General features: G+C 61.8%; 23 protein-coding genes. 13 read left to right on the forward strand and 10 right to left on the reverse strand.

Going from position 1 to position 24,504, the window contains the following annotated elements:
- Window positions 1-203 precede the first annotated feature (203 nt).
- Window positions 204-1,148 carry a LysR substrate-binding domain-containing protein gene (locus tag SBC1_RS25545; RefSeq protein WP_165101086.1) on the forward strand — a complete coding sequence of 315 codons (945 nt, stop codon included), beginning with the start codon at window positions 204-206 and terminating at the stop codon, window positions 1,146-1,148.
- Here SBC1_RS25545 and SBC1_RS25550 read toward each other — a convergent pair.
- Window positions 1,117-2,010: a LysR family transcriptional regulator gene (locus SBC1_RS25550; protein WP_165101083.1), complete on the reverse strand. Its 894-nt coding sequence runs from the start codon at window positions 2,008-2,010 to the stop codon at window positions 1,117-1,119. The two genes, SBC1_RS25545 and SBC1_RS25550, sit on opposite strands and share 32 nt — an antisense overlap.
- Window positions 2,011-2,124: 114 nt before the next feature.
- Here SBC1_RS25550 and SBC1_RS25555 point away from each other — a divergent pair, with 114 nt between their 5' ends.
- The 11 genes from SBC1_RS25555 (at window position 2,125) to SBC1_RS25605 (ending at window position 15,210) form a co-directional block, all read left to right on the forward strand.
- Entirely contained in the window at window positions 2,125-2,601 is a 477-nt protein-coding gene (locus SBC1_RS25555) for a (2Fe-2S)-binding protein (RefSeq protein WP_165101080.1), read from the forward strand.
- Window positions 2,598-4,880 carry a xanthine dehydrogenase family protein molybdopterin-binding subunit gene (locus SBC1_RS25560; RefSeq protein ID WP_241202191.1) on the forward strand — a complete coding sequence of 761 codons (2,283 nt, stop codon included), beginning with the start codon at window positions 2,598-2,600 and terminating at the stop codon, window positions 4,878-4,880. Before SBC1_RS25555 ends, SBC1_RS25560 begins: the two co-directional genes overlap by 4 nt.
- 214 nt (window positions 4,881-5,094) lie before the next feature.
- Window positions 5,095-5,739: a GntR family transcriptional regulator gene (locus tag SBC1_RS25565; protein ID WP_165101667.1), complete on the forward strand. Its 645-nt coding sequence runs from the start codon at window positions 5,095-5,097 to the stop codon at window positions 5,737-5,739.
- A 60-nt stretch (window positions 5,740-5,799) separates the two neighbouring features.
- On the forward strand, window positions 5,800-6,606 hold the full coding sequence (locus SBC1_RS25570; protein ID WP_165101077.1) for an SDR family oxidoreductase: 807 nt from the start codon (window positions 5,800-5,802) through the stop codon (window positions 6,604-6,606).
- A gap of 31 nt (window positions 6,607-6,637) precedes the next feature.
- Complete coding sequence (locus SBC1_RS25575; RefSeq protein ID WP_165101073.1) at window positions 6,638-7,570, forward strand: 3-keto-5-aminohexanoate cleavage protein; 933 nt, start codon at window positions 6,638-6,640, stop codon at window positions 7,568-7,570.
- An 80-nt stretch (window positions 7,571-7,650) separates the two neighbouring features.
- Window positions 7,651-8,397 carry an N-acyl homoserine lactonase family protein gene (locus SBC1_RS25580; RefSeq protein WP_165101663.1) on the forward strand — a complete coding sequence of 249 codons (747 nt, stop codon included), beginning with the start codon at window positions 7,651-7,653 and terminating at the stop codon, window positions 8,395-8,397.
- An 80-nt stretch (window positions 8,398-8,477) separates the two neighbouring features.
- Window positions 8,478-9,605, forward strand: coding sequence for a sugar ABC transporter substrate-binding protein (locus SBC1_RS25585; protein ID WP_165101070.1), 1,128 nt, complete (start codon window positions 8,478-8,480; stop codon window positions 9,603-9,605).
- 50 nt (window positions 9,606-9,655) lie between these two features.
- On the forward strand, window positions 9,656-11,182 hold the full coding sequence (locus SBC1_RS25590; RefSeq protein ID WP_165101659.1) for a sugar ABC transporter ATP-binding protein: 1,527 nt from the start codon (window positions 9,656-9,658) through the stop codon (window positions 11,180-11,182).
- 40 nt (window positions 11,183-11,222) lie between these two features.
- Window positions 11,223-13,322, forward strand: a complete 2,100-nt coding sequence (locus SBC1_RS25595) for an ABC transporter permease (protein WP_165101066.1) — start codon at window positions 11,223-11,225, stop codon at window positions 13,320-13,322.
- A gap of 19 nt (window positions 13,323-13,341) precedes the next feature.
- Window positions 13,342-14,292 carry a 3-hydroxyacyl-CoA dehydrogenase gene (locus SBC1_RS25600; RefSeq protein WP_165101062.1) on the forward strand — a complete coding sequence of 317 codons (951 nt, stop codon included), beginning with the start codon at window positions 13,342-13,344 and terminating at the stop codon, window positions 14,290-14,292.
- Window positions 14,293-14,307: 15 nt separating this feature from the next.
- Complete coding sequence (locus SBC1_RS25605) at window positions 14,308-15,210, forward strand: SMP-30/gluconolactonase/LRE family protein (RefSeq protein ID WP_165101059.1); 903 nt, start codon at window positions 14,308-14,310, stop codon at window positions 15,208-15,210.
- A 60-nt stretch (window positions 15,211-15,270) separates the two neighbouring features.
- On the opposite strand, the gene SBC1_RS25610 is transcribed toward SBC1_RS25605, so the two are convergent.
- The 7 genes from SBC1_RS25610 to SBC1_RS25640 form a co-directional block, all read right to left on the reverse strand.
- Window positions 15,271-15,471, reverse strand: a complete 201-nt coding sequence (locus tag SBC1_RS25610) for a YXWGXW repeat-containing protein (protein ID WP_165101056.1) — start codon at window positions 15,469-15,471, stop codon at window positions 15,271-15,273.
- A gap of 54 nt (window positions 15,472-15,525) precedes the next feature.
- On the reverse strand, window positions 15,526-16,674 hold the full coding sequence (locus SBC1_RS25615) for a DUF1501 domain-containing protein (RefSeq protein WP_165101051.1): 1,149 nt from the start codon (window positions 16,672-16,674) through the stop codon (window positions 15,526-15,528).
- A 4-nt stretch (window positions 16,675-16,678) separates the two neighbouring features.
- Complete coding sequence (locus SBC1_RS25620; RefSeq protein ID WP_165101048.1) at window positions 16,679-18,124, reverse strand: DUF1800 family protein; 1,446 nt, start codon at window positions 18,122-18,124, stop codon at window positions 16,679-16,681.
- Window positions 18,125-18,198: 74 nt separating this feature from the next.
- Window positions 18,199-18,672, reverse strand: coding sequence for a periplasmic heavy metal sensor (locus SBC1_RS25625; RefSeq protein WP_165101045.1), 474 nt, complete (start codon window positions 18,670-18,672; stop codon window positions 18,199-18,201).
- On the reverse strand, window positions 18,669-19,112 hold the full coding sequence (locus tag SBC1_RS25630) for a hypothetical protein (protein ID WP_165101041.1): 444 nt from the start codon (window positions 19,110-19,112) through the stop codon (window positions 18,669-18,671). Before SBC1_RS25630 ends, SBC1_RS25625 begins: the two co-directional genes overlap by 4 nt.
- Window positions 19,109-19,684, reverse strand: a complete 576-nt coding sequence (locus tag SBC1_RS25635) for an RNA polymerase sigma factor (protein ID WP_165101038.1) — start codon at window positions 19,682-19,684, stop codon at window positions 19,109-19,111. The genes SBC1_RS25630 and SBC1_RS25635 overlap by 4 nt, the downstream gene beginning before the upstream one ends.
- 264 nt (window positions 19,685-19,948) lie before the next feature.
- Window positions 19,949-20,281 carry a YXWGXW repeat-containing protein gene (locus tag SBC1_RS25640; RefSeq protein ID WP_165101035.1) on the reverse strand — a complete coding sequence of 111 codons (333 nt, stop codon included), beginning with the start codon at window positions 20,279-20,281 and terminating at the stop codon, window positions 19,949-19,951.
- 390 nt (window positions 20,282-20,671) lie between these two features.
- On the opposite strand from SBC1_RS25640, the gene fliD reads away from it, so the two are divergent.
- Window positions 20,672-22,174: a flagellar filament capping protein FliD gene (gene fliD / locus SBC1_RS25645; protein ID WP_165101032.1), complete on the forward strand. Its 1,503-nt coding sequence runs from the start codon at window positions 20,672-20,674 to the stop codon at window positions 22,172-22,174.
- 138 nt (window positions 22,175-22,312) lie between these two features.
- Here the strand turns inward: fliD and SBC1_RS25650 are convergent, their stop codons facing one another.
- Together SBC1_RS25650 and SBC1_RS25655 are read right to left on the reverse strand one after the other, a co-directional pair.
- Complete coding sequence (locus SBC1_RS25650) at window positions 22,313-23,515, reverse strand: SDR family oxidoreductase (RefSeq protein ID WP_165101028.1); 1,203 nt, start codon at window positions 23,513-23,515, stop codon at window positions 22,313-22,315.
- A gap of 103 nt (window positions 23,516-23,618) precedes the next feature.
- A complete protein-coding gene (locus tag SBC1_RS25655) occupies window positions 23,619-24,335 on the reverse strand; it encodes a MipA/OmpV family protein (protein WP_165101024.1) in 717 nt (238 codons plus the stop codon).
- Window positions 24,336-24,504 lie beyond the last annotated feature (169 nt).

Below are 24,504 nucleotides of genomic sequence, written 5' to 3' on the forward strand. Positions count from 1 at the left end.
TGGCATTAGCCAGTTGCCGGATCGCTGGCAGGCGCATCTGCGGATGTGCATTGCGGCCCTTTTCAAAGCACTATTTTTTTAGCGCTTTCCCCTCGCCGGCATCGAGTGTCACACTGATGTGCACTGCTGCTTGATTCGCAGTCTCTTCAAAGCGAAGCGCTCTGTACAATATTTTTTAACGTGACTCTTGATACGTAGGCGATATGGACATCCGGCTGTTGCGTTACTTCGCGGTGCTTGCCGACGAGTTGCATTTCGGCCGCGCAGCCGCGCGCCTGCACATTTCCCAGCCCCCTTTGAGTCAGCAGATCAGGCTGCTTGAAGAGGAGCTGGGCACGGCTCTTTTTACGCGCTCGCAACATCGTGTCGAACTCACGGAGGCAGGGAAAACACTGAAGGAACAAGTGCCCCTGGTGTTCGCGCAGTTCGAACGGGCGGTCGATCTGGCCCGTTGCGCGGGCCGAGGGGAAGTTGGGAACCTCGAGATAGGCATCATCAGTTCTGCCATGGTCGACGCCATTCCGCTCGCGCTGCGCGCGTTCGACGAGCGTTATCCCGCCGTTCGCTGGACGCTGCACGAAATGACGCCCGCCGCGCAGATACAAGCGCTGAAGGAGCACCGCCTTGACGTGTGTTTCTTTCGTATGACCCATGACGACCCCGAGATCCAGAGCGAGGTGGTCGTGAGGGAATGTGCAATGGCCGTGCTGCCGCCGAGACACCGGTTCGCACAGAGACAGGAGATCGCGTTGAAGGAGTTGCACGCGGAGCGCTTCGTGTCGTTTGGCCTGACGCAGTCGAAGCTTGCGAGGTTCTTACGGGACTGTTGTATTGAAGCCGGGTTTACGCCGAAGATCGAGCAGGAGGTGGTCGAAGTGCAGACGTTGCTGTGCCTCGTGAGGCAAGGGCTTGGCGTGGCACTGGTGCCGTCCTCGTCGCAGCAGTTGACGACCGGCGGTGTGGTCTTCAAGCCGTTGAGTGGACAACCGCCGGAGGTGTCGCTCTATGCGCGCTTCCGGACAGGCGATACGTCGCCGGTGCTACGGCTGTTTCTCGATACCGTACGCCAGTGCGCCGAAACACCTTGCGATGAAACACCTTGCAATGAAACACCTTTTACTCAAGGCTCTGCACAACGAGCGCCTTGAGCGTCTCCACCACGTCCGCCACCCTCTCGCGTTTGCCTTGCGGCCACACCGCGTACAAGTTGTAGTGCGTTGGAATGGCGACCTCGGTCAGCGCCACCAGTTGCCCCGCACGTAGCGCATCCGCCGCGAGCAAACCCCGTGCGAGCCCGGCGCCTACGCCGGCTGCCATGGCTTCAATCAGGCTCGCCGCGTTGTCGAACACGGCTAGCGTGTTCGAGGGTTCGAGCGCTGCCAAGCCGGCCGCCTCGAGCCACGGAATCCATGATCGCTTCGTATAACCGAGCAGCGGCAATTCGAGCACCGCTTCGGGCGCGAGCGGCAAATTCAGGCCGAATTTTTTCACCAGCGCCGGTGAGGCCATCACCGTCAGCCGGTCGCTGCACATCAGCATGTTTTCATAACCCTCCCATTCGCCGTAGCCGTATCGCAACGCTATATCGACGCGTTCGAACGCCGTGCGCTCGTGGCGAGGCGTGGACAGCACAGTCAGCGCACGTCCGTCCAACGCTTCAATCAGCCATGCCAGGCGCGAGCTAAGCCAGTGTTGTGACAACTCTGGATCGACATCGAGCGTAAGGGAGTGTGCGACCAGCCGCTCCTGCACGGAGGACAACGCGCGGTCGATCTGCTCGAAGCCATCGCCAAGCAGGTTGGCGAACAGCACGCCGGCGTCGTTAAGCATGACGCGCCCATTCTTGCGTTCGAACAACGGCTGTCCGACGAATTCCTCCAGCGTCCGGATTTGCTGGCTGATAGCGCTATGCGTAAGGTCGAGCTGCCTTGCTGCACTCGAAAAGCTGCCGCCGCGCGCCGCGTTGAGGAAGGACTGCATCGACTGGATGGATGGGTAGCGTTTGAACATACCTGTTAGTCGGACTGACGGCCGTTGGAAGAAATTGTCGCTGGCGCGGGATTTAACGGCTTTCAATAATCGGCGCGACGGCTGGACAACAAGCGACAAGCGAAGGGAGACACCATGATCGAGATCATCGTCAACGACGAGCGGCATACGCTCGACAATGTACCGGAAGACATGCCGCTGTTGTGGGTGTTGCGCGACCGCCTGAAACTGACCGGCACGAAGTTCGGCTGCGGCGGCGGTTTTTGCGGCGCATGCACCGTGCACCTCGACGGCAATGCGATGCGCTCGTGTGTGCTGCCGGTCGCGGCGGTAGCGGGGCATCGCATTACGACTATTGAAGGTTTGTCGAAGACCGGCGAGCATCCATTGCAGCGTGCATGGGTTGAAGAGGACGTACCGCAATGCGGTTATTGCCAGCCCGGGCAGTTGATGTCGGCAGCGGCGTTCCTCGACGGCAAACCTGTAGTCAACGACGAAACGATAACGGCAGCCATGTCGGGCAACGTGTGCCGCTGCGGCACTTATGCGCGCATTCGAAGGGCTATCAAACGCGCCGCGCCCGAACTCCTGTCGCCGAAAAAGGAGGCATGATGCGCGACGCAAGCAAACCGGCTGCGGCCTTGGTCGAGTCTCGTGAGGTCTCTCGCCGGCGTTTCCTGAAGCAGGGTTCGGCGTTGCTCGCCGCAGGGGTTGCCGTCGGTTTTCGTCTGCCTGACGCGCGGGCGAGCGAAGCGTCAGGTGTTGTTTCAACAAGCAACGCAACCCACGAGTTTGAGCCCAACGCATGGGTCCGCGTATTGCCCGACGACACGATCAAACTCGTGGTCCACAAACATGACTCGGGGACCGGAACGCGGACCGCGCTGGCAGCGATCGTGGCGGAAGAACTCGATGTCGACCCGTTCGCGGTCGACGTGATCACGCCCGAGAATCCGTTCTACATGGTCTACATTCATCCATTGTGGAAGGTGTTCTCAACAGGTGGCAGCACCAGCGTTTCGCTCGAATACGATCGCCTTCGGCTGGCAGGCGCAACCGCAAGAGCGATGCTTGTGGTTGCAGCCGCGAACCAGTGGAACGTGCCCGCTGCATCGTGCTCGACCGCGAACGGTTATGTCGAGCACGCGGCGAGCGGCCGCCGAGCGAACTATGGCTCGCTTGCCGACGCCGCCGCACGCGAGCCTGCGCCGAAGGATGTCGCGCTCAAGGACCCCGCGCAATTCAAGTACATCGGCAAGCTGCAGAAGAAGCGTGGGGCGGCGCAGAAGGTCGCGGGGACGTTTCAATACAGCATCGACGTCGATCTGCCTGGCATGCTGGTCGCCGTGATCACTCGCGCGCCGGTGATAGGCGCGCGCGTGCGCAGCGTCGATTCGTCCAACGCACTCAAGCTGCCGGGCGTGCGCAGCGTGATCGAGATTCCGGGGCGGCCGGATGTGCTCGGCGGCAATCAGGCAGGCGTCGCGATTCTTGCGGATGACTACTGGTCGGCGCATCAGGGTCAGGCGGCGTTGCAGATCGAGTGGGATGACAGCCTCTTCGAAAGCTTCAACAGCGACGCGCTTGCAGGTCATCAGGCCGCGTGGCTCGACAGCCCGGCCGCGCATGTCGTGCCGACCATTCAATCCGGCGATGCGAAGGCCGCGTGGACGCATCCGGCCCGCGTGATCGAAGCATCGTATTCGATGCCGTACAAAGCCCAGAACCCTATGGAACCCGTCAACGTCACCGCATGGGCAAGGAAGGACTCCATAGCCTACTGGGGTGGTATCCAGGTTCCTTCAACGGCGCAGGAGGCTGCCGTTGTGATCGGCGGATTCAAGGGAGATCAGGTCACGGTGCACGAGCTTGTATCGGGCGGCAGCTTCGGTGCGCGCGAATCCAAATACTGGCTGTTCGAAGTCACCTACCTCGCGGTAAAGACCGGCAAACCGGTCAAGCTGATGAACAACCGCGAGACCGAGATGGGCGCGCTGTTTTATCACGCGGCTACGTACCATCGCGCGAAGGTGGCGCTCGACGAGCACGGCCGCCTGGCCGCGTTGCAACTGCGCGCCGTCTCGCCGGCTTCGCCGGAACAATGGGAGCCGGGTTATTTCGATCGCGCGGATCGCATGGACTACAGCACCACCGAGGCCATCAACGCACGCGAGTTCACGTACCGCGCGCCGCATCTGGACATTGGCTGGGTGCGTCATGAAACGGGTGTCCCGACGGGGTGGTATCGGGCGGTCAGCTACATCCCCAATGTGTTCGCGGTCGAGTCGATCATCGATGAAGCTGCACACCTCGGCAAGCAAGACCCGTTGCTGTTCCGACTGGCGAACATGCATGACCAGCCTCGCCATGCGGCGGTCTTGAGGCGAGCAGCGGAGCGCGCGGGGTGGCAAGACCCGTTGCCTGCAGGCGTTGCGCTGGGCATTGCCACCAATCAGGCATACGGCAGTTATGTCGCGATCGTCGCGCGTGTTGCGAAGAAGGATGGAGCGATCGTCATAGAGAAGCTGACCTGCGTGGCGGATTGCGGTCTGGCGGTTTCGCCCGGTGGCGTGGAGGAGCAACTCTATGGTGGCCTGATGTGGGGCCTGGGACACGCGAGCTTCGACCAGATCGACATCCGTAACGGCCGCGTCATGCAACACAACTTCGATACGTATAGGGTGGCTCGGATGAGCGACATGCCGGCCGTCGATATCGACATCGTGCAGGGCGACCTCGCCAAACTGGGCGGCGTAGGCGAACTGTCGAGCCCGGCGGTGACACCGGCTATTGCCAATGCCATTTATCGTCTGACCGGGGAGCGCAAGCGGTCGACGCCGTTCGATCTGCGCGATTCGCAGCCCCGGAGCGACGACAAAAAGACTGCATGAGCAGCGCCGCGGTGGAGCCGACGCGTTTGCCGTGGCGACTCCGCGGCAGTCGCGTTTTCCCCTAGTACTCGAAGGTTGACTAAGCGCGCCAAGGGTACCAAACTCCTTCTTGTGGTGTGATCACAGGTCACACATCTCGGAAGGAGCTGTTTAATTGACAACACGTGAAATAAGCGCGGACGCGCTGCCGCTTGAGCTGGTGGCGCGCGAGACCATGGCGGGCCGCGTCTACGCGCAGTTGCGCGAGGCGATCATGACGGGACGCTTTGCGCCCGGTCAGGCGCTGAGCTTGCGCGGGGTTGCCGAAGCAGTCGGTTCATCGACCATGCCGGTACGCGCCGCGCTCACGCGGCTACAAGCTGAAGGCGCGTTGATCGACGGGCCGGGCCGCGCGCTGATGGTGCCCCCCATGACGCTCGACCTGCTCGAAGAGCTGCGCGACGTGCGGATCGCCCTTGAAGGCTGCGTGGCGAAACGGGCGGCATCGCGGATGACCAAGGAACATTTGAACGCGCTGCAAGCGGTGTTCGACACCATGGATGCCCACGTGGAAGCCGGCGATGTACCCGCGTACCTGCGCAGTAATTTCGAATTCCATATAGCAATCTATACGCATGGCGCAAGCGACCTGACGCTCGCGACCATCCAGAATCTCTGGATGCGCATTGGCCCATTCCTGAACCTCGTGGCACCGGACATCCCGCATATGAGGTTGTCGATGGCGGCGCACCGCAAGATTGTCGATGCTCTCTGGAAGGGCGACGGTGAAGGCGCGCGGGCGGGCATTGAAGAGGACATCGGCGGCGCCGCAGCGGACTTGCGGGAACGCTTGCAGAGCAGGGAAGCGGCCAGGGCGTGAGCTTGACGTGTGCCTGTGAGTTGCGCCGGCAAGCTGCGCGAAAAAACGAGGGAGACAAGCATGACAGTTCTACAGATGTTGAAACCCCACGCGGGGTTGCGCGTGCTGGTCACGGGCGGCGCGTCGGGCATCGGTCTTGTGATCGCCCGTGCGTTTGTCGATGCCGGGTCGCGTGTGCATGTCTGCGACTCGAGCCAGCGAGCCATCGATTCGCTCAACGAAGCCGAACAAAGCGCCGAGATGAACGCGATCACCGCGACGCTCGCGGATGTATCAGATCGCGCGGCGGTCGACCGTGTATTCGACGATGTAAACGAGCAGCTCGGCGGCCTCGACGTGCTGATCAATAACGCGGGGATTGCGGGTCCGACGGGCGGTATCGACGAGATGGATACGGGTGACTGGGAACAGACCGTCGACGTGAATCTTAATGCTCAGTTCTACTTCGCACGTCGCGCGGTGCCGCTGTTGCGCCAGGCGCGTGACGGCGGGTCGATCATTGCGTTGTCATCGGTGGCAGGGCGGCTCGGATATGCGTATCGCACGCCCTATTCGGCGACCAAGTGGGCGGTCGTCGGCCTCACCAAGAGCCTGGCCATCGAGCTCGGCCCGGACAACATTCGCGTCAATGCAATCCAGCCGGGCATTGTGAAGGGGCCGCGCATTGAACGGGTGATCGCCGCACGCGCGCAACAGTTGGGTCTTTCCTACGAGCAGATGGAAAAAGAGTATCTCGGGAGAATTTCTCTGCGTCGCATGACCACGCCGGAAGAAGTGGCGGCGACCGCGCTGTTCCTGTGCTCGCCGGGTGGCAGCGGCATCTCGGGGCAGGCGATCTCGGTGTGCGGCAACGTGGAAGTGCTCTGAACGCTTTTCTTATCCGACGAGGACTTACAGCATGGCAACGAAGCGTAAAGTTATTATTACTTGTGCTCCCACGGGCGCAATCCATACTCCGTCGATGTCACCGTATTTGCCGGTCACACCGCAAGAGATCGGCGATGCAGCGCTCGCCGCCGCCCGCGAGGGCGCGGCAATCCTGCACCTGCATGCACGCGATCCCAGTGATGGCCGGCCCACGCAAGACCCCGCCGTGTTCCAGCAATTCCTGCCGCGTATCAAGGCGGAGACCGATGCGGTGATCAACATCACGAGTGGCGGCAGTCCGCACATGACGGTAGAGGAGCGGTTAAAACCCGCTCACCATTTCAAGCCGGAGGTGGCGTCGCTGAACATGGGTTCGATGAATTTCGGCCTCTATCCCATGCTCGACCGTTTCAAGGAGTTCAAGCATGACTGGGAGCGTCAGCATCTGGCAAATAGCCGCGACCTGATCTTCAAGAACACGTTCAAGGACATTGAATACATCCTCACGTCATGCGGCGCGAACGGTACGCGTTTCGAGTACGAATGCTATGACATCTCGCACTTGTACAACCTGGCGCATTTCGTTGACCGCGGTCTCGCGAAACCGCCGTTCTTCGTGCAGAGCGTGTTCGGCCTGCTAGGCGGTATCGGACCGCATCCGGAAGACCTCATGCACATGCGCCGCACCGCCGACCGCTTGTTCGGAAGCGACTACGTGTGGTCGATCCTCGGTGCCGGGCGTAACCAGATTCCGCTTGCAACACTGGGCGTGGCGCAGGGATCAAACGTGCGGGTCGGGCTTGAGGACTCGCTCTGGATAGAGGCGGGCAAGCTGGCTGAATCCAGCGCCGCGCAGGTCGTGAAGATTCGTCAGGTGATCGAAGGCCTTTCGCTGGAGATTGCAACCCCGGACGAAGCGCGCGCCATGCTCGGGCTCAAGGGCGCGGACAACACGAATTTCTAAGGTCGCCTTAGCGGGCGCAACTCCTTCAACCTTTGACGGTGGAGACCATCGTGACTGTGTCGAAACTCAAGGTCGTGGCAATGCCTACGGGCTGGCTGACTGTTGACCGTTCATCGCAGATCTATGGCCGCTACTACGGCCAGCAGATCAAAGTTCCGGTGTGGTCAACGGCGATTGTAGGCGGCGACAAAAAGATTGTGGTGGATACAGGGATTCACGATCCAGGCTGGGTGTCGAGCTTCGTCTGTCCTTGTGAGCAGGCACCGGAAGAGCGGCTTGAGCGTGCGCTGAAAGAGTATGTGGGCTGGAACGCGGACGACGTGGATATTGTCATCAACACCCACTTGCACTACGACCATTCCGGCGGCAACACGCTCTTCAAGAACGCGCGTTTCGTCGTCCAGGCGAGCGAGTGGGAATACGCGGGCCGGCCCTTGCCGACGCAGTCCACGTTTTATCAGGAGTTTCTGATCGGCCGCGAACCGCTCGCCTATTTTCGCTGGCAATTCGTGCATGGTGTTGCCGATATCGCGCCTGGCGTGCGGGTTGTGCCAACGCCGGGACACACGCCGGGGCATCAATCGGTTGCCGTTGATACGGCCGATGGCGTGGTCCTGATTGCCGGCGACTGCGCAAGCTGCATGGAGAACATCGTGGATCTGGTGCCGGTCGGCATTGTCCATGAGACGGCCGCCGAACTGGCTTCGCTCAGGCGTATCCGGCAGATAGCGGACTTCGTTATTCCCGGTCACGACCCGAATGTCGTGGCTGGATCGGCTGGCATTCAACTGCCCGCCAGCGCACGGATGAAGCACGTTGAAGGTTAGTAGTGCTGGTGTTGCAATAACATTAAGCAAGCGTTGAAGAGTACCGGATCATATAACCATACGCAGGATTGGAGGAAGACATGAACGCACTGACGAACACCATCCGTCGGGGGGCTCGGCTCGCGCTAGGCGCCGCGCTTCTCGCGACGCTGGCCGTCTCGGGACAGGCCTCGGCAGCGGGTAAATACAAGATTTTTCTGTCGATGAGTTATGTCGGCAATGACTGGCAAACCGAGGCGGCCAACATGGTCAAGGCCATGGCCGCCACGCCGGGGCTGAAGGACAAGGTCGACCTCGAAGTACAGGTTGCCGGCACCGACGCACAGAAACAGATCCAGCAGATCAACTCGATGGTTCAGGCCGGCGCCAAGGCCATTGTGATCTACCCCATCTCGCCGACCGCGTTGAATCGCGCGATCAAGAACGCCTGTTCCAAGGGTGTAGTGGTGGCAGCCTATGACGGCGAAGTGACCGAACCATGTGCCCACAACGTGACCATCGACCAGAAGCAGGCAGGCACCGTCACCGCTGAATGGCTCGCGAAGACCATCAACGGCAAGGGCAACATCGTGCTGATCAACGGCGTGCCGGGCACCTCCGTGGATCGCGCGCGCACCGAGGCCGCCAAGGCCGTGTTCGCGAAGTATCCGGGGATCAAGATCGTGGCGGAAGGCACGGGCATGTGGAGTCAGGCAACGGCCAAGACGGAGTTGTCGAAGATCCTGGCCACCAATAGCTGGGACAAGATCGACGGCTTGTGGATGCAGGTAGGCTGCTTCACGGCGGCATCCATGCAGCTCGAAGCCGGCATAGCGGACGACAAGATCAAGCCGTGCGCGGGTGAGTCGTCGAACGGTCATCGCGTGCAGATGTTGCCGCCCGGCACGGTGAAGGGCGACGGTGCCTATCGCTCGATTGGCTACCGGTCCATCTCTTATGGTTCGCCGCCGTACTCCGGTGCGCTCGCGCTGAAGATGGCCGTGGACAAGCTCGACGGCAAGGATTTCCCGGCGCATGTGACGCTCAAGCTTCCGCTGGTGGAGACGTCGCAATCGAAACTGTGCACGACGGGTTCCATCGATGAACTGAAGGGCGGGTGCACCGCGTTCATGCCGGACAAGGTGCCGCCGGGCTGGTTTGCGGACATCTATTCGCCAGAGACCAGCGAGGTTGGTTTCAACGCGGCGCTGACCGGCAAGCCGGATTAAGGGTAGAGGAGTACGCCATGTCGAGTGCAGGGACGGAGACTATGACAGCAATGGGAGCAGGCAACACGAGCAACAACGAATGGGCGCTCGATCTCTCGAAGGTCACGAAGCGGTTCGGTGCCACTGTCGCACTCGACAACGCGTCATTCCGCGTCAAACGCGGCGCCGTTCATGCGCTGCTCGGCGAGAATGGCGCCGGTAAGTCGACCACCGTCAAGCTGTTGTCCGGTCTCATGCAGCCGGATGCGGGCAGCATCTCGATCATGGGCCGCAACGTGAGCATGCGTGGTCCCAAGGACGCGCATCGTGCGGGTGTGCAGACGGCGTTCCAGGAGATGACACTGGTGCGGGACTTGACCGTCGCGCAGAACCTGCTGATGGCGTACGAACCGACCGGCTGGTTTGGCCGAATTCGGCAACACGAATCGCAAAAGCAGGCTGCGCAATGGCTCGACCGGCTCGAACTGGGCGATATCCGCCCGGGTGCGTATATCCGTGATCTTGCATTGCCAGTGCGGCAGAAGATCGAGATTGCGAAGGCGCTGGTCCGCCAGCCTGAAGTGCTGCTACTCGATGAACCTACGTCCGCGCTCTCCGGGCGTGACGTTGCGTGGTTGTCGCGACGCATCGAGGAATTGAAGGCGCGCGGGGTGACCTTTGTGTTCATCACGCACCGGATGCAGGAAGTGCGCGAGTTCTGCGACAGCCTCACCGTGTATAGAAACGGCCGTGACGTAGGCGCTTTCGATACCGATTCGATCTCGGACGACGAAGTCATCCGTCTTGTGATCGGCCGTTCGATGGACGCCAAATATCCGCCGAAAGTGGCCACCCCGTCAACGCTTCAGACTCCGGCAATGGAAGTACGAAGCATCAAGGTGGACGGCGTGGTCAACGACTTCGACCTCACGCTCAAGGCAGGCGAAGTGCATGGCATTGCAGCGCTGCAAGGCATGGGGCAGCGCGAAATTTTCGAGGCGCTGTTCGGTGCCGAGTTTATCGACGCGGGTCAGATCCTGATCGATGGAAAACCGGTCACGCTGACCTCGACCGCCGATTCGTTGAAGGCCGGAGTATCGACGAGTTTTCTGCCGGAAGACCGCAAGACCGAGGGTCTGTTCCTTCGTCTGCCCGGCGGGGAGAACGTCTCGCTCCCGGTGATCAAGCGCTTCTCGCGCTTCGGCCTGATCGACAGGAAACGCGAGCAGGCCGCCATCAAGCAGGCGCTCGCGCAAATGGAAGTCAATCCGCGGGCGATCTACAAGCCGTGTCTTTCTTTCTCGGGCGGTAACCAGCAGAAGATCGCCATGGCGAAATGGCTGCTGACGCAAAGCCGCGTGTGGCTGATGTTCGACCCCACGCGTGGCGTTGACGTGGGAACCAAGCATCAGATCTTCGTGCTGATGCGTGCGTTCGCAGCGGCCGGCGGTTCCGTGCTGTTCTATTCCACCGACGTCCCGGAACTGGTCAATGTGTGCGATCGGGTCTCGGTGGTGTATCGCGGGCGCAATGTCGCGGAGTTAGCCGGCGAAGCGCTCACCGAAGAGAACGTGATGCGCAAGATGCTTTCAAGTTGACGGGCTCTTGAAGCTCGTTCAAGCAATCAGAGGTTCGATCATGAAAATTGCAATAGCGTCGCCCGATAGTGAGGTCGTGCGACCCGGTGCGCACGTTGGTTTTCGGGCGCGTGTGGATCATTATCGTGGCTTGATCATCGCGATCGGCGCGCTGCTCGCGATGATGATCACGTGGGTGTCGCTGTCCGCCACGCCGGTCGGGATGTACGACGTCGGCTCCGTGATCTCGAGCAGCGCCACGCTCGCCCTCGCGGGGATCGGGCAGACCATTGTTGTGCTAAGCGGCGGTTTCGACCTGTCGGCGTCGGCGGTGGTGTCGTTGTCCAACGTGCTCGCCGTGCGCTTCGTGCAGGGGACGCCGATCGAACAATGGGGCGGTGTTGCGCTGATTCTTGCGATAGGCGGGGGCATTGGACTGATCAACGGCGCGCTGATCGCATGGTTCCGTCTGCAGTCCATCGTGGTCACGCTCGCCACCATGTTCATGGTGCAGGGCTTGACGCTACTGATCCAGAACAAACCGGGCGGCAGCATCGGCGATCAGTTCGGTGCTTTCATCACCTCCGATCTCGTGCCCGACAAAGTCCCCATGTCAGCGGCCGTGCTGGTCGTTGCCCTGCTCGTTTGGACCTTCGTCAAACGTACGCGCTTCGGCGTAGGCCTGTATGCGCTCGGTAGCGACCCGGATGGCGCCTATGCGAACGGCATGCCTGTCAGAGGCTACCGGATCGCGACCTATGCACTCGCCGGGATGTTCTACGCGGCAGCGGGCTTGTATGTATCGGCACAGACCGGTTCTGCCGATCCGCTGGTGGGCCGGCCGTTGCTGCTCTCCATGTTCACGGCCGTCGTGCTGGGCGGCACGTGGCTTGGTGGCGGAAGGGGCGGCTGCGTGGGCACGGTGTTCGCTGCAATGACCCTGATGATCACGGTCAATATCCTGCTGGTGCTCAACGTATCCGCGTTCTTTACGACCATCGCCGAAGCCGTGATCCTGATCCTGGCGGTGCTCGGGTCATCGGTTGGCAAGCAGTCGGCGGCGCATCATTGCGCGCGCTACGCCGGACGATGGTTCACGGCGTGGAGCACGGGAACACGCGCACGCAATGACCAGGGAGCGCGGCGCGTGAAGTTCGAAGTGGAGAACTTCCGCCCCATAGAAAACACGGAGCTCAAGGGCCGCGTGCTGGGCGACTGGATCGAACGCAATCGAGCATGGGTGAAGTACGTCGTGCCCGCGTATCTGCTGTTCTTCGCGGTGATCGCGATCACGGGCGTGGTCTATGGCCCGGGTGTCCTGGTTAGCGCCAACTTCTATACGAGCTTGCTGACGCTGACCTTGTTCCTGGCCGTTCTGGGGCTTGGGCAAGGCGCCGTGATCCTGACAGGTGGACTTGACCTTTCCGTGCCCTGGCTCATCACGCTGGCGGGCGTGTTGTTGACCGGGCTGACGCATGGCGTCAACGAAGCCGCGACGTGGGCCGTGCCGCTGGTGCTGTGCGCGGGCTTGGCTGTTGGCGTGTTCAACGGTGTGGGCGTGGTGGTGCTGGGCTTGCCGCCAATCGTAGTCACGCTGGCTGCCAACGGCTTGTTGCAGGGCATCACGCTGATCTATTGCAACGGTTCGCCGCAAGGCTGGGCGCCGACTGCGATAAGCGATTTCACGAACGGGCGCGTGGGTCCCTTGTCGCTTGCCGCGTGGTGCGTGCCGTTGTTCCTCGCATTGGCGTTGTTGCTGCTGCATCGCACGGCTTTTGGGCGGCGCATCTATGCAGTCGGCAATTCGCAGGTGGCGGCGAAGCTGTCGGGTGTGCGCGTGGGCGCCACCTTGATCGCGGTGTATTGCCTCTCAGGTTTGTGTTCCGCCGTGGTGGGCCTGTTGCTTGCCGGCTTCAGCAGCCAGGCTTTCCTCGGCATGGGCGACCCGTATCTGCTGCCTTCCATTGCGGTGGTCGTCGTGGGCGGTGCGTTGATCACCGGTGGCCGCGGTCATTATCTCGGCGTGTTCGGCGGCGCGTTGCTGCTGACCGCGCTGGGCACGCTGCTCGCCGGTACGACTGTGCCGCCAGCCGTGCGCGACATCATCAACGGCCTCGTTGTTCTGGCTGCCGTGATTACGTTGCGCGATAAAAAAGCTTGATCGTCGATGGAGCCACACCATGAGCAGACGCATTGCAGTGATCGGATCGGGACGGATAGGCCGCGCGTGGGCGATCGTGTTCGCGCGTGCGGGTTTCGAGGTCAGGCTTCACGACGCCGACCGCGCGATGCTCGACGGCGCGATTCCGTCTATCCGCCGCAGTGTGTTGGATCTCGGCAAGTACGGACTGGTCGACGAGCCGGAAGAGCGGATCGTGTCGCGTGTCACGACATGTGAACAGCTCGCGGACGCGGTGACCGATGTCGACCTGGTCCAGGAGAACATTGCGGAGATAGCGGAAGTCAAGCGCACATTGTTTGCTGAGCTGGACAAGCTGACGCGACCCGACACGCTGCTGGCCAGTTCGACCTCTGGCCTGCCTGCCTCCACGTTCACTGAAGGACTGAAGGGGCGCGCACGGTGCTTTGTGGCGCATCCTGTGAATCCGCCTTCGCTCGTGCCGCTGGTCGAGCTATGCGGTGCACCGTGGACATCGCCGGACACGCTGGCCCGTGCGCGTGCGCTGTACGAGGAGGCCGGTCAGGAGCCGGTGACGGTTGCGCGCGAGATTCCGGGTTTCTTGCTGAACCGCTTGCAAGGCGTGCTTCTCGACGAAGCATTGAGCCTCTACGCACGCGGTTATGCAAGCGCCGCCGATCTCGACACCGTGATGCGCGACGGCCTCGGGCTGCGGTGGTCGTTCATGGGGCCGTTTGAAACCATAGACCTGAATGCGCCCGGTGGCGTGGCGGATTACGCTGCGCGTTATGGCGCGATGTACCGCTCCTTCGCGAAGGACAGCGTGCCGTTCGACTGGTCGCCTGACAGCATCGCGAGACTCGATGCCGAGCGCCGGGAGGTGTTGCCGCTCGATGAAATAGAAAGCCGCAGCCGCTGGCGTGACCGGCGGCTGATGGCGTTGCTGGCGCATCGCCGCGCGACGTCGAAGTCCGATGACGACAAGAGTTGATAACCGGAGACAGCCATGATCGAAACCCGACTGATCGTCGATGCCAACAATCATCTTGGCGAGGGACCGCTGTGGGATGTGAAGGAACAGCGCCTTTACTGGATTGACAGCACCGCCGCCGAGATCAGCAGTTGCCGCGCCGACGGCAGCGACATACGGCGTTATTTCGTGCCTCGCCACATTGGTTCTATGGCGTTGCGCGAACGCGGCGGCGCTGTGGTCGCGCTTGCGAACGGCCTGCATTTCTACGACTTCGAGACGCAGACGGTCAAGCTCATTGCCGACCCGGAAAGCGATGACCCCGAGACGCGTTTCAACGACGGTAAAGTGGACCGCAGAGGGCGGTTTATCGCTGGCACGATGGCCTATGACTTCGATCGTTACGACGCCGATCGCGGCCAGCGTTCGAACCGGAGCGATGCGTTGTACCGGCTGGATCCGGATGGTTCCGTGACGCGTCTGGACGGCGGTATCAGTTGTTCGAACGGTCCGTGCTGGAGCCCGGACAACCGCACGTTGTATTTCACCGATTCCTACGACAGGCAGATGTACGCGTACGACTACGACATCGAGACAGGCGCGGTGGCGAACCGGCGGGCGTTTGCGTCAGCGCGAGATTTGGCCGGTACGTTCGACGGCGCGACGGTCGATGCGGAGGGCTATCTCTGGTCGGCGCTCGTGTTTGGCGGACGGATCTTGCGATTCGCGCCGGACGGCAAGCTTGATCGCGTGGTGGAGTTTCCTGTACGCAATCTGACGAGCGTGATGTTCGGCGGTCCCGACCTGGACATCTTGTTCGTCACGACCATGGGCCGGCCGATGTGGGGCATCCCGCAGAAGGAACGCGACAAGGGTGGGTTGTTCGCCATCACGGGACTGGGCGTAAAAGGCTTGCCCGAGCCCAGGTTCGCAGGATAGGGACGGCCATGTGCGTTCAAGCCGGAACAACAACCGTCCCAACAACCGTCCGAGGCTGAATCAGTACGCAGCCCAATGCCCGCGCACCCATACCCACTGATTACCCTCCCACTTGTAGTGTCCTTTCACCCAGTGGTAGCCCGGCGCCGGTTGCGCCGGCACCACTTCAACAAGCGGCTCGGGGCGCGGCGGACGTGCGGGTTCTACTACGCAAGCCGTGAGCATGATGCTAAGGACTGCAATGCTAAATAGGTGTTTCATTATTTAATTCTCCCTGGTTAAACTGAATCCGCGACAGCTTGCCAGTCCGTGTACCTACGTGCGCAGCAATCGGCTGGACATCGGGCTAGCGGTCTTCTGCGTAAAAAGAGTTGCCCTGACGTGAACCGGGTCGAGGCCGAACGTTTCTCCAGCGGCAGCCGCAATCAGGCTGTCGAGCCCGAGCGTGGGCCGCAAATCCCGCCCCTGATACAACGCCGACGGCGCCAGCCCCGGCCAGTCTGCAAGAACGCGGCCGCCTTGAACCGCGCCACCTAGCAGCATCGCGGCTGACGCCGTTCCGTGATCCGTGCCGCCCGTTCCATTCGCCGCAGCCATGCGCCCGAACTCGGTCGCAACCAGGACGGTCGTGTTCGCCCAATGCTCGCCGAGACCATCGCGCATGGACGCCATCATGGTGTCGAGCGCCTTCAGTTGCGCCCCCAGCCGCTGGTTTTGTCCGCTATGCGTATCCCAGCCGCCAGTCTCGATCATCGCAATGCGCGGTCCGTCGCTGCGGCCGAGGAAACTCGCCGCGAGCTTGCCGAGGCTCGCGGGGTCCTGACGCGCGCCGGCATCGGCGGCGAGCCCGCGAGCATCCATTGCGGAACTCCAGAGAGCATGAAGCTGTGGGTCGCCGGCATAGAGTTGCGAAACGCGCACGAGCAGATCGTCGGGTGCCTGCGGCAGCGCGGACGGCGCGTACGACGTCACCTCCGCAGGGCCGCGCAACGCCAGTGGCACAGTGGGTGCCAGCGCGATCGCGTTGGCCTTCGAGACAGGCAGCATCGACGCCAGCCGGTTCAGCCAGCCATCCTTGATTTGATAGGGCGCGGTGCCGCCAGTTTCGAGCACGTTCTGGCCGTCGAAGTGCGAGCGATCGCGGTACGGCGATGCAACCGCATGCACGAACAACGCCTGCTGGGCGGCGTACATCTTTGCCGTCTCGACAAGCGACGGATGCAGCGCGAACGTACCGTCGAGCTTCGTTGCCGTCGATGGATCAATAGCAAGCCCTCCGCGCAGGCTTGCATAAGCGGGATCGGCATACGGCACCACAATGTTGAGACCATCGGCGGCGCCACGCTGGATCACAAAGACAAATCGCCGGTCCGACTCCACCGAAGCGAACGCCATGCGGGACCCAATCAGCATTGCACCGACACCCGCACCGGCGCACCACAAGAAATTCCGACGCGTGGTCATTGTTTTATCTCCTTTGGAAATCGGGGGAAACCAGCAGCAGCGCGAGCGCGGTCGGTGCGCTTTCCGCCCTGGATAGTTCGGACGCCGTAGCATTACTTAGCGAACCCGCGAGCAACTGGTCGCCGAGTGTGCGCGCGTCCAGCGTATCGCCTACGCGTGATGCAAAACGCTGCGCCAGTTCCACCCGGCGCACGAGCGCGTCGGGTGCCGCCCAGCTTGCGGCAATGTCGTCGTAGCCTGCGGGCGATCCCGGCCGCCACACGGGCTGGCCGAGTTGTGTCAGCAAGGGCGCGATCTGCGTGTTGCCTAGATTGTTGAAGCCCAGTCCCCGTAGCGACGATACCGTCCAGTCCCACGGCGTCTTGAACTTGGCATCCACCGGCGACCATGCTTCACGTGAATCGATCAACACCTGGTACACGCTGGGCAAGTCTCCGTTCGTCGCGCTGAACACGCTGGCCAGGCGATCGACCAGCGCGGGCGGCGGGGTATCGGAGACGAAATGCCGGGCGAGCTTGCCCGCAATGTGCTGCGCGGTTGCGGGCGAGGCAGCCAGATCGTGCAGTACGGCAAGCGCTTGCTGCTCGCCGGGCTGATCGTATTGCCGGTTCATGATCGTGCGGGTGCCCGGCTCGTGCAGAGGCTGGCGAAACACGAATTGGCCGGGCGCGGCAGCGTCATTACGCTGGGCGCCTGCGCCCATGCCGCCCATTGCGCCGATGCTCCAGCCCGTCAGCGCACGGGCGAACTCGGTTACGTCGTTTTGGTCGTAACCGCTGCGCACGCCAAGCGTATGCAGCTCCATGATCTCGCGGGCCAGGTTCTCATTCAGGCCAGGCTTGCGGTCAGGATGGCGCATGGCGGCGCGTTCAGCCGCTGGGCTATCGGGGCCGACCGAGCGCGCCTGATCGAGGAAAATCTGCATGGCTGGATGACGTTCGACCGCGACCAGCATGTCCTCGAAACGCCCAAGTACATGCGGGCGGATGGCTTCAGCTTCGAACGAGCCTGCAAGCATGGCCACGGGCGGTTTTTCTACCGATACCGCAAAATGGTTCGACCAGAAAGCCACCAGCCGCTCCACAAACGGCGTGGGCGTTTGCAGCGCGCTTACGAATCGCGCGTTGACGGCTGAGCGATAGATATCGCGGAGTTTCTCGTTATAGGACTTACGCACCGCTTGTTTGTCGTCGGCGCCGGCGTTGCGGATCGCGTTCTGGCGATCGGCGAATTCGGCTGCGAGCGCGGTGCTTGTAGGTTGGTCTCCTAACGCTTGCGGCATTGCCTGATAGCTTGCGCCCGAGAGCTGGCTTTTGAGCCAGCCCTTCGGATCGGACGGCGCCGCCTCACCTGCGCGGGCGCCCAGTCCGAAGCGATTTAATGCGATCGCGGCAGGGGTCACGGATGTAACCACGGATGTAACGGAGGTACCTGGTGTCACGTCAGCCATGGCTGTTCCCACGAATTGAGTTGCTATGTAGCTTGAACGGCGGGGCCGCGTGAATCCGTCGGTGTCCGGCCAGTTTATTTTTTTGGCGACGGCCCCACATGCAGCGGGCCGTGGCGCTCCAGCGCATCGACGAGCTTGAGTCGTTCATCCGGCGTCAGCGTGCCGGCGAAGTTAGCCACCGTCGCTTCGACTCGTGCACGCACGGCAACGTCAGCCTCGCGCGTGCGGGCGAGCGCTGCGTCGAGCGTGGCGCGATCGAATTGCGGTGCAGCGAGCGCCTGCACGACATCGAGTCGACCCGAGCGCGCACCTATGATCTGCTGAAGGCTTTCACGGCGTGTCTGCCGCAGTGCCTCGCGCAACTGGTCCTGGCGCTCCGTGGGCAATTCGGCTGCGGCGAAACGCAGGCCGCGTTGCTGCGCGAGCACCTCGGCCTTCTGCTTCGCCACCCATCGATACGTCCCGCCCGCTATTGCACCAAGCAGGAAAATGTTGAGCACGAGCGACACGATCAGGAGTGTCTTGAGCCGGGTTGTCGGCATGGTCATTGGTCGCTCCAGTCGGCCGTCGCGCTGCTAAATACGGTGCTTTCACCGGTTTGATCGAAGAGGCTCGGCGGGTTCGCCGGCGTGTTGTAGAAAGACCCGGTCAACGAAATAGCCAGCACGCCCGCCGCGATTCCCGCCACGCCCACGCCCACGAGACCCGCGCCCGAGAGCCACCAGTGCGGCCGTTTCCACGCAGGTTCCTGACGTGGCTGCGCCAACGGTGCGGACGCCAGGACGCGCCGGACCAGATCCGATTCGGGCGCGGCAACGACGTGCCTCGACAGCACGAGGTCGAGTGAACGAGCGTCGGCTAGCGCGGCTAACGCGGCCGGGTCACGTTGAGCGAGCAGCGCTTTGGCTTCTGCGCGTTCGGCGGCCGGCCAGTGTTCCGGCATGGCGCCATAAGCCTCGGTGAGGCGGCGAAAGCGTTCGGGGGTCATCGGCGTTCCTTTCCAAAGACGTGCTCGCCGCGTTCGCCGGCAAGACGGCTGCGCAACGTGCGGCGTGCGCGCGAGAGCAGGCTTTCCAGCGCTTCGACGCTGATGCCCATCAAAGCCGCGGCCTCGATGTTCGGCAGGTCCTGGTAGTACTGCAATACCAGTGCCTCGCGCTGGCGGGCCGGTAATTCGGCAAGCGCGGCGGCAATGCGCTCACTGCGCGCGGACTCGTCGAGTTGATCTTCCGGCAGTGGCGCCTGATCGACGGGCTCGGGCGCGTCGTCATCGGAGATGACATCCTGACGGCGCCGCAAGCGGTCATAACACAGGTTGAGCGCCACGCGGTGCAGCCAGGTGTCGAAGCGCGCCTGACCACGCTGCCAGCGTGATGCCTGCTTCCAGATCCGCACGAACGCTTCCTGTGCCACGTCGCTCGCCTCGTCACGGTCTCCCAGCATCCGGGTCGCGAGCGCGAGCAGCCGCGGCAGTTTGCGCGCGACCATCTCGCGAACCGCTCCGGGCTCCCTGCCATCGATACGGGCTAGCAACTCCGCGTCCGGGTCTTCTTGGTTCAATGTGGTTGATCTCGCAGCACATGTTCAACAGCCTGCGCCGGGTGGGTCTGAGGCCCGGCGCGCCAGCGTGGGAAATGCTCAGTACACGACAACCGCCGGCCGATAATAAGCCGGCCGCGCGGGATAAACGACACACGCGGAAAGTGCCGCGGCCGCAAACGCAATGGCGACTAGAGTTTTAAGCATGAGTGTCTGCCTTAGCCTGAAGAGGGTGGCATGCGGGTAACCCGAAGGTCACCCGCGATGAAAGCGTCTGTGCCCGCTTTAGCGCGCCCAGTGACCCTCGATCCAGCGCCAGTTCGGTCCGCGTTGCACCCAGTGACCCGGAACCCAATGTGCGCCGACCCGGACCGGCCGCCAGTGGCCCGGCACCCATTCGTAACCGCGGCCGGCCCAGCGCCAGTGGCCGCCGTCCCACACATAACCGGGACGCGCTGGGGGGACGACTTCCGTGCGCATTGGCGGCGGCGCGGACGGGGCGATGAGCACCTCTTGCGCGAATGCCGACACGCTGGTCAGCGCGGCCAGGGCGGTGACGACGGCCAAAACGGCCTTGACCGCGAACGTGGGCGAAGCCCGTTTTTTCAGTGCTTTCATAACGGTTCCTTTGAGGAGAGAAAAGACGCTCGATGCAGGTGCTATCGAGTGCTTAAACGCGGGCTCCAGGAAAATCCGTCGCACGATTTTTTGTTTTTTTACGGCGGCTGTGACAGCGCGAGATGCCTTGATGGGGTCGCCAATCCTCACCAATCTGTTCCGATTCTATATCCCTTCAAATCATGGAATTCCAAAATCATCTGACAAATTGACGAAAACTCTTCTAAAGTATTTTGTCGGCGTACCGTAATATATGGGTAATTAATAGTAACATTACGTAACATGCGGCGCCGTTCAGCTGCACGGGCAACGCAACACGCGAAATGAGCGAATGAGAGCCAATTTGAAGCCACGGTTCAAAGCCATGACACAAGGGGAGTGCCAGTTTCTATGTCTGACGCAATCAAGTCCGCGGGACAATCTCTAATCAACGGCTCGACCGGCAAGAATACCGACGTACCCGCGCTTGTCGCGGCTATCGTCAACGCACGGGTTGCCGGATTGAACGCGGTTAACTCGGCAAAACAGAAGACCAGCACTTCCCAGCTGACCGCTGTCGGTTCGTTGAAATCGGTCATGTCGCTGCTGCAAAGCTCGCTGGCAGCGCTGTCCGATGGCACCGCGTTATCCGCCGTCACTGCCAAGGCCGACGGCAAGGGCCTCACGGCCACTGCCGGCAAGGGCGCCACAACGGGCAGCTATGCGATCCAGGTCACCAACATCGCGACATCGCAAAGTATCACCTCAGGCGCGTTCGGTGCGAAGGACGCGCTCGGTACTGGCACGTTGAAACTCTCCGTGGGTGGTTCGGACGTTTCGATCAAGATCGATTCGTCGAACAACACGCTGAGCGGCATTGCCGCCGCGATCAATTCCGCCGCCGGCAATCCGGGCGTGAGCGCAACGGTGATCACGGGTACGGACGGCGCGCATCTCGTGCTGCACTCGTCGACCACGGGCGTGGCGAACGGTATCTCGCTGGAGGTCACGCCGACCGGCTCGGACGACAACACCGGGTTATTGAAGCTCAACGTCAGCTCGTCCACATCGACCGTCGATCCCTCGGACCCAAGCAAGACTGTAGCGCCTTACACGACCATCGAGACATCGGCGAACTGGAAGCAAACCGCGGCTGGCAAGGACGCGTTGCTGACGGTGGCCGGCACGGAAGTGAGCAGCCCGAGCAACAGCGTGACATCGGCCATTGCGGGGTTGTCGATCAACCTGAGCTCCGAGTCCGTGGGCACGACCCAGACACTGAGCATCACCTCCGACACGACCGCCCAGCAGACTTCGATCAAGGCCTTCGTCACCGCCTATAACAACTTCGTCGGCATGGCTGCGTCGCTGACTTCTTTCGACAAGTCGCAACCCAAGGGTTCGCAAGGCGGTCCATTGCTCGGCGACTCGATGATGAACACCGTCAAGAACGCGCTGGCAACTTTGATTGCCAAGGGCGTCCCGACGGCAGCGGGCGAGACCAAGGGAATGGCGAACCTGGGGTCTATCGGTATTGAGCTGAAGCAGGACGGCACCTTGAAGATCGACGACACCGCGTTGAACGCCGCGCTGACCAACAAGCCCGGCACGGTCAACGCGTTGTTCAATTCGAGCACCGGCCTGGGCGCGGAGATGAACAAAACCCTCACGACCTTTCTCAAGAAAGATGGTTTACTCGATGCAAGGACAACGTCGATCAACAAGGATCTCGACAACATCAAGGTCCAGGGCACGAAGCTCGATGCATTCGCCACGCAACTGACGAATAGCTACAACGCGCAGTTCACTGCACTCAACACGCTGATGGCGCATATGAGCAGCAATGCGAGCTATCTGACCGCGTTGTTCGGCGGGGCCAACAGTGCGGGCGCACTGGCCGGAAACAAGGGTTGATCAGGGACGCATCACGCGTTCAATGGCAGTAAAAGAACCGGGGCGTCCTGTCAGGAGGCTCCGGTACTTCGTGCGACGAAGAAAACGCGTGCGCTTGGTTTACTCGTGGGGCTTGGTTGCGCGGCTTGCTCGCGCGGCTTACTTAAAGTCCCAGCGCATCTGCTCGACGATCCCAATGCCGCGCGACGTCCGCACGCATTCACTGACATAGTCGATAAACGGCAAGGGCTCGAAGCCGATCTCGTCCCGCAGGCGGCGGTTATCGAACTGGTAGTCCAGATTGGCGAACCCTGCGTAGAGGCCCAGCGCATGTTCGATCAGCCGCGCTGCGCCCGAGTGCTGACGCCCGACCACCTCGCACGCGATCCTGCGGAAATCGCGCGGTGCGCAGATGGAGTAGCGTTTCCCCGATATACCCGTGGCCTCATCCATCGCGCCAATAATCTGGCCAATGGTCGGCGCCTCCGATCCGGCTGACACGTGGTACGTATCGAACGCCAGCTTCGGTTTGACGGCGAGCAAAGCCAGTGCGCGGGCGCAATCGTCGACTGAGACCACATCCAGCCGGGTCATTGCCTTTGCGCTGAAGCGCCTCGCGGCATGCACCACGCGAAACACCCAGAAAATGCTCGGCGACGGCAACGTGCCCAGCACCGTATGTCCGACGACTATAGATGGCCGCACCACCACCACCGGCAGCGACGGGTAATAGATACGCAGGAGCCGTTCTACATCGCGCTTGCTTTGCGTATAGGGCACGAGGTGGTTCGTCTCGCCATCGTTCCGGTTTTCGTTTTCGTTATAACCGAATGCGGACTCCGGCACGACCGGACTGCATTGCGTACCACAGGCCATGGCCGTGCTGACGTGCAGGAAACGCCGCAGCACCCGGCTGCCCGCAAAGTGCGATGCGAAACGCAACGTGTCGCGCACGTTGATATCGAGTACTTGCGGGTTCATGGAGAACGACGCCATGGCCGCGCAGTTGATCACATGCGACGCTTCTGTCAGCCGCGCGAGGTCCGCTTCCGTAAAATCGCCGCCCAGGTCGCCTACGATTACGTTCGCCTCCGTCAGTCTTTGTGCGCGGACGTGCGGCAGGCCGCAACGTATGGCGGAAGCACGCAGGCGAGTCAGCGCCTCGGCCGCGTTCGCCGCTCGCACGAGACACACGAGACGTTCGATCAGACCGGCATTCATGAGCGTCACCAGCACCGTGCCGCCGATAAAACCGGTAGCGCCGGTCAGCACCAGTCGGTCGATGCCGACCACATGCATGCGCGTAGACGACGTGAGGCTGTCTTGCCAGGCGGTGGACAGAGGGGTTTGCCATGCAAACATAGCGTTCTCCGTTCAGAAGCAAAGTTGAGTAGGGGCTAACAGCGGGCTAACGGCGGCGGTGAGCAAATGGTTGCCGCAAAATGCCGCGCTTAATACCGCGCGCTTAATATCGATAAGTCACTGCTGACAGCGCGAAAAAAGCGTTCTTCTTTTGCACGATCAGGCTGTCCGCGGACGAACCGAGAATCCGCGTCACGCCTCCCGATGTCCGTACCGACCATTTCGGCGTAAACGAATAGGTCCACGCGGCCGAGACGGTTGCTTGATCGATGCCGGCCTTGACCGAGTAAGGACGGAAGCCACTGCTTGCGGACTGCGCTTCGGTGACGCCGAAGAAGGTCTGCGTATAGCGGCCGCTGCCGGCGTGCAGGCTGCCCGTGATGCTGATGTCGTTGGTGGCCGTATGCAGAACAGGCTGAGTGACGTCGAAATGCCCGCTGATGCCGCGCGTGGTGTGCGTGATCGGCTGGTCGAGCGTCACGCTGATGGTCGTGTCGCCGAACACCGTGGCTCCGACCTGGAAGTGCATCATCAGCGAGCCGGGAATGCGGCCCATGCCCTTCAGGTAGTTCGAGCCGGGCAGGTCGGCGCGATTGCTGTCGCTGCGGCCGAAGTCATAGTCGAGCGCGGTCGAGACGAACATGCCGTTGGCGAAGGTCTTCTTGTAGCCGGCGCCTTCAAACGGGCTGATGAAAAAGCCGTTGGAAAATTCGGCCGAGAAGACCGGAGCGACCAGGCCACGGTAGTCCTTGCTGCCGAGGTATCGCGGCGCGACACCCGTACCCAGGCCGAAGGTATAGAAATTCTCGGCGTATGCCATGGTGGAACACGTCAGGCCAAGCAGCGGGAGACACAAGTAGGAGAGGCGTTTGCGCACGGTCAGGTCTTTTTTTAGGAGTGAAGCCGCAGTCTAGGGACGCGGTTGACCGGTGTCTGTTTTGAAGTTGAGCGAAATTGTGCTGAATTGTGTTCAAGTGTCCGCGAGTGTT

The sequence above is a fragment of the Caballeronia sp. SBC1 genome, assembly GCF_011493005.1.
Taxonomy (GTDB): Bacteria; Pseudomonadota; Gammaproteobacteria; order Burkholderiales; family Burkholderiaceae; genus Caballeronia.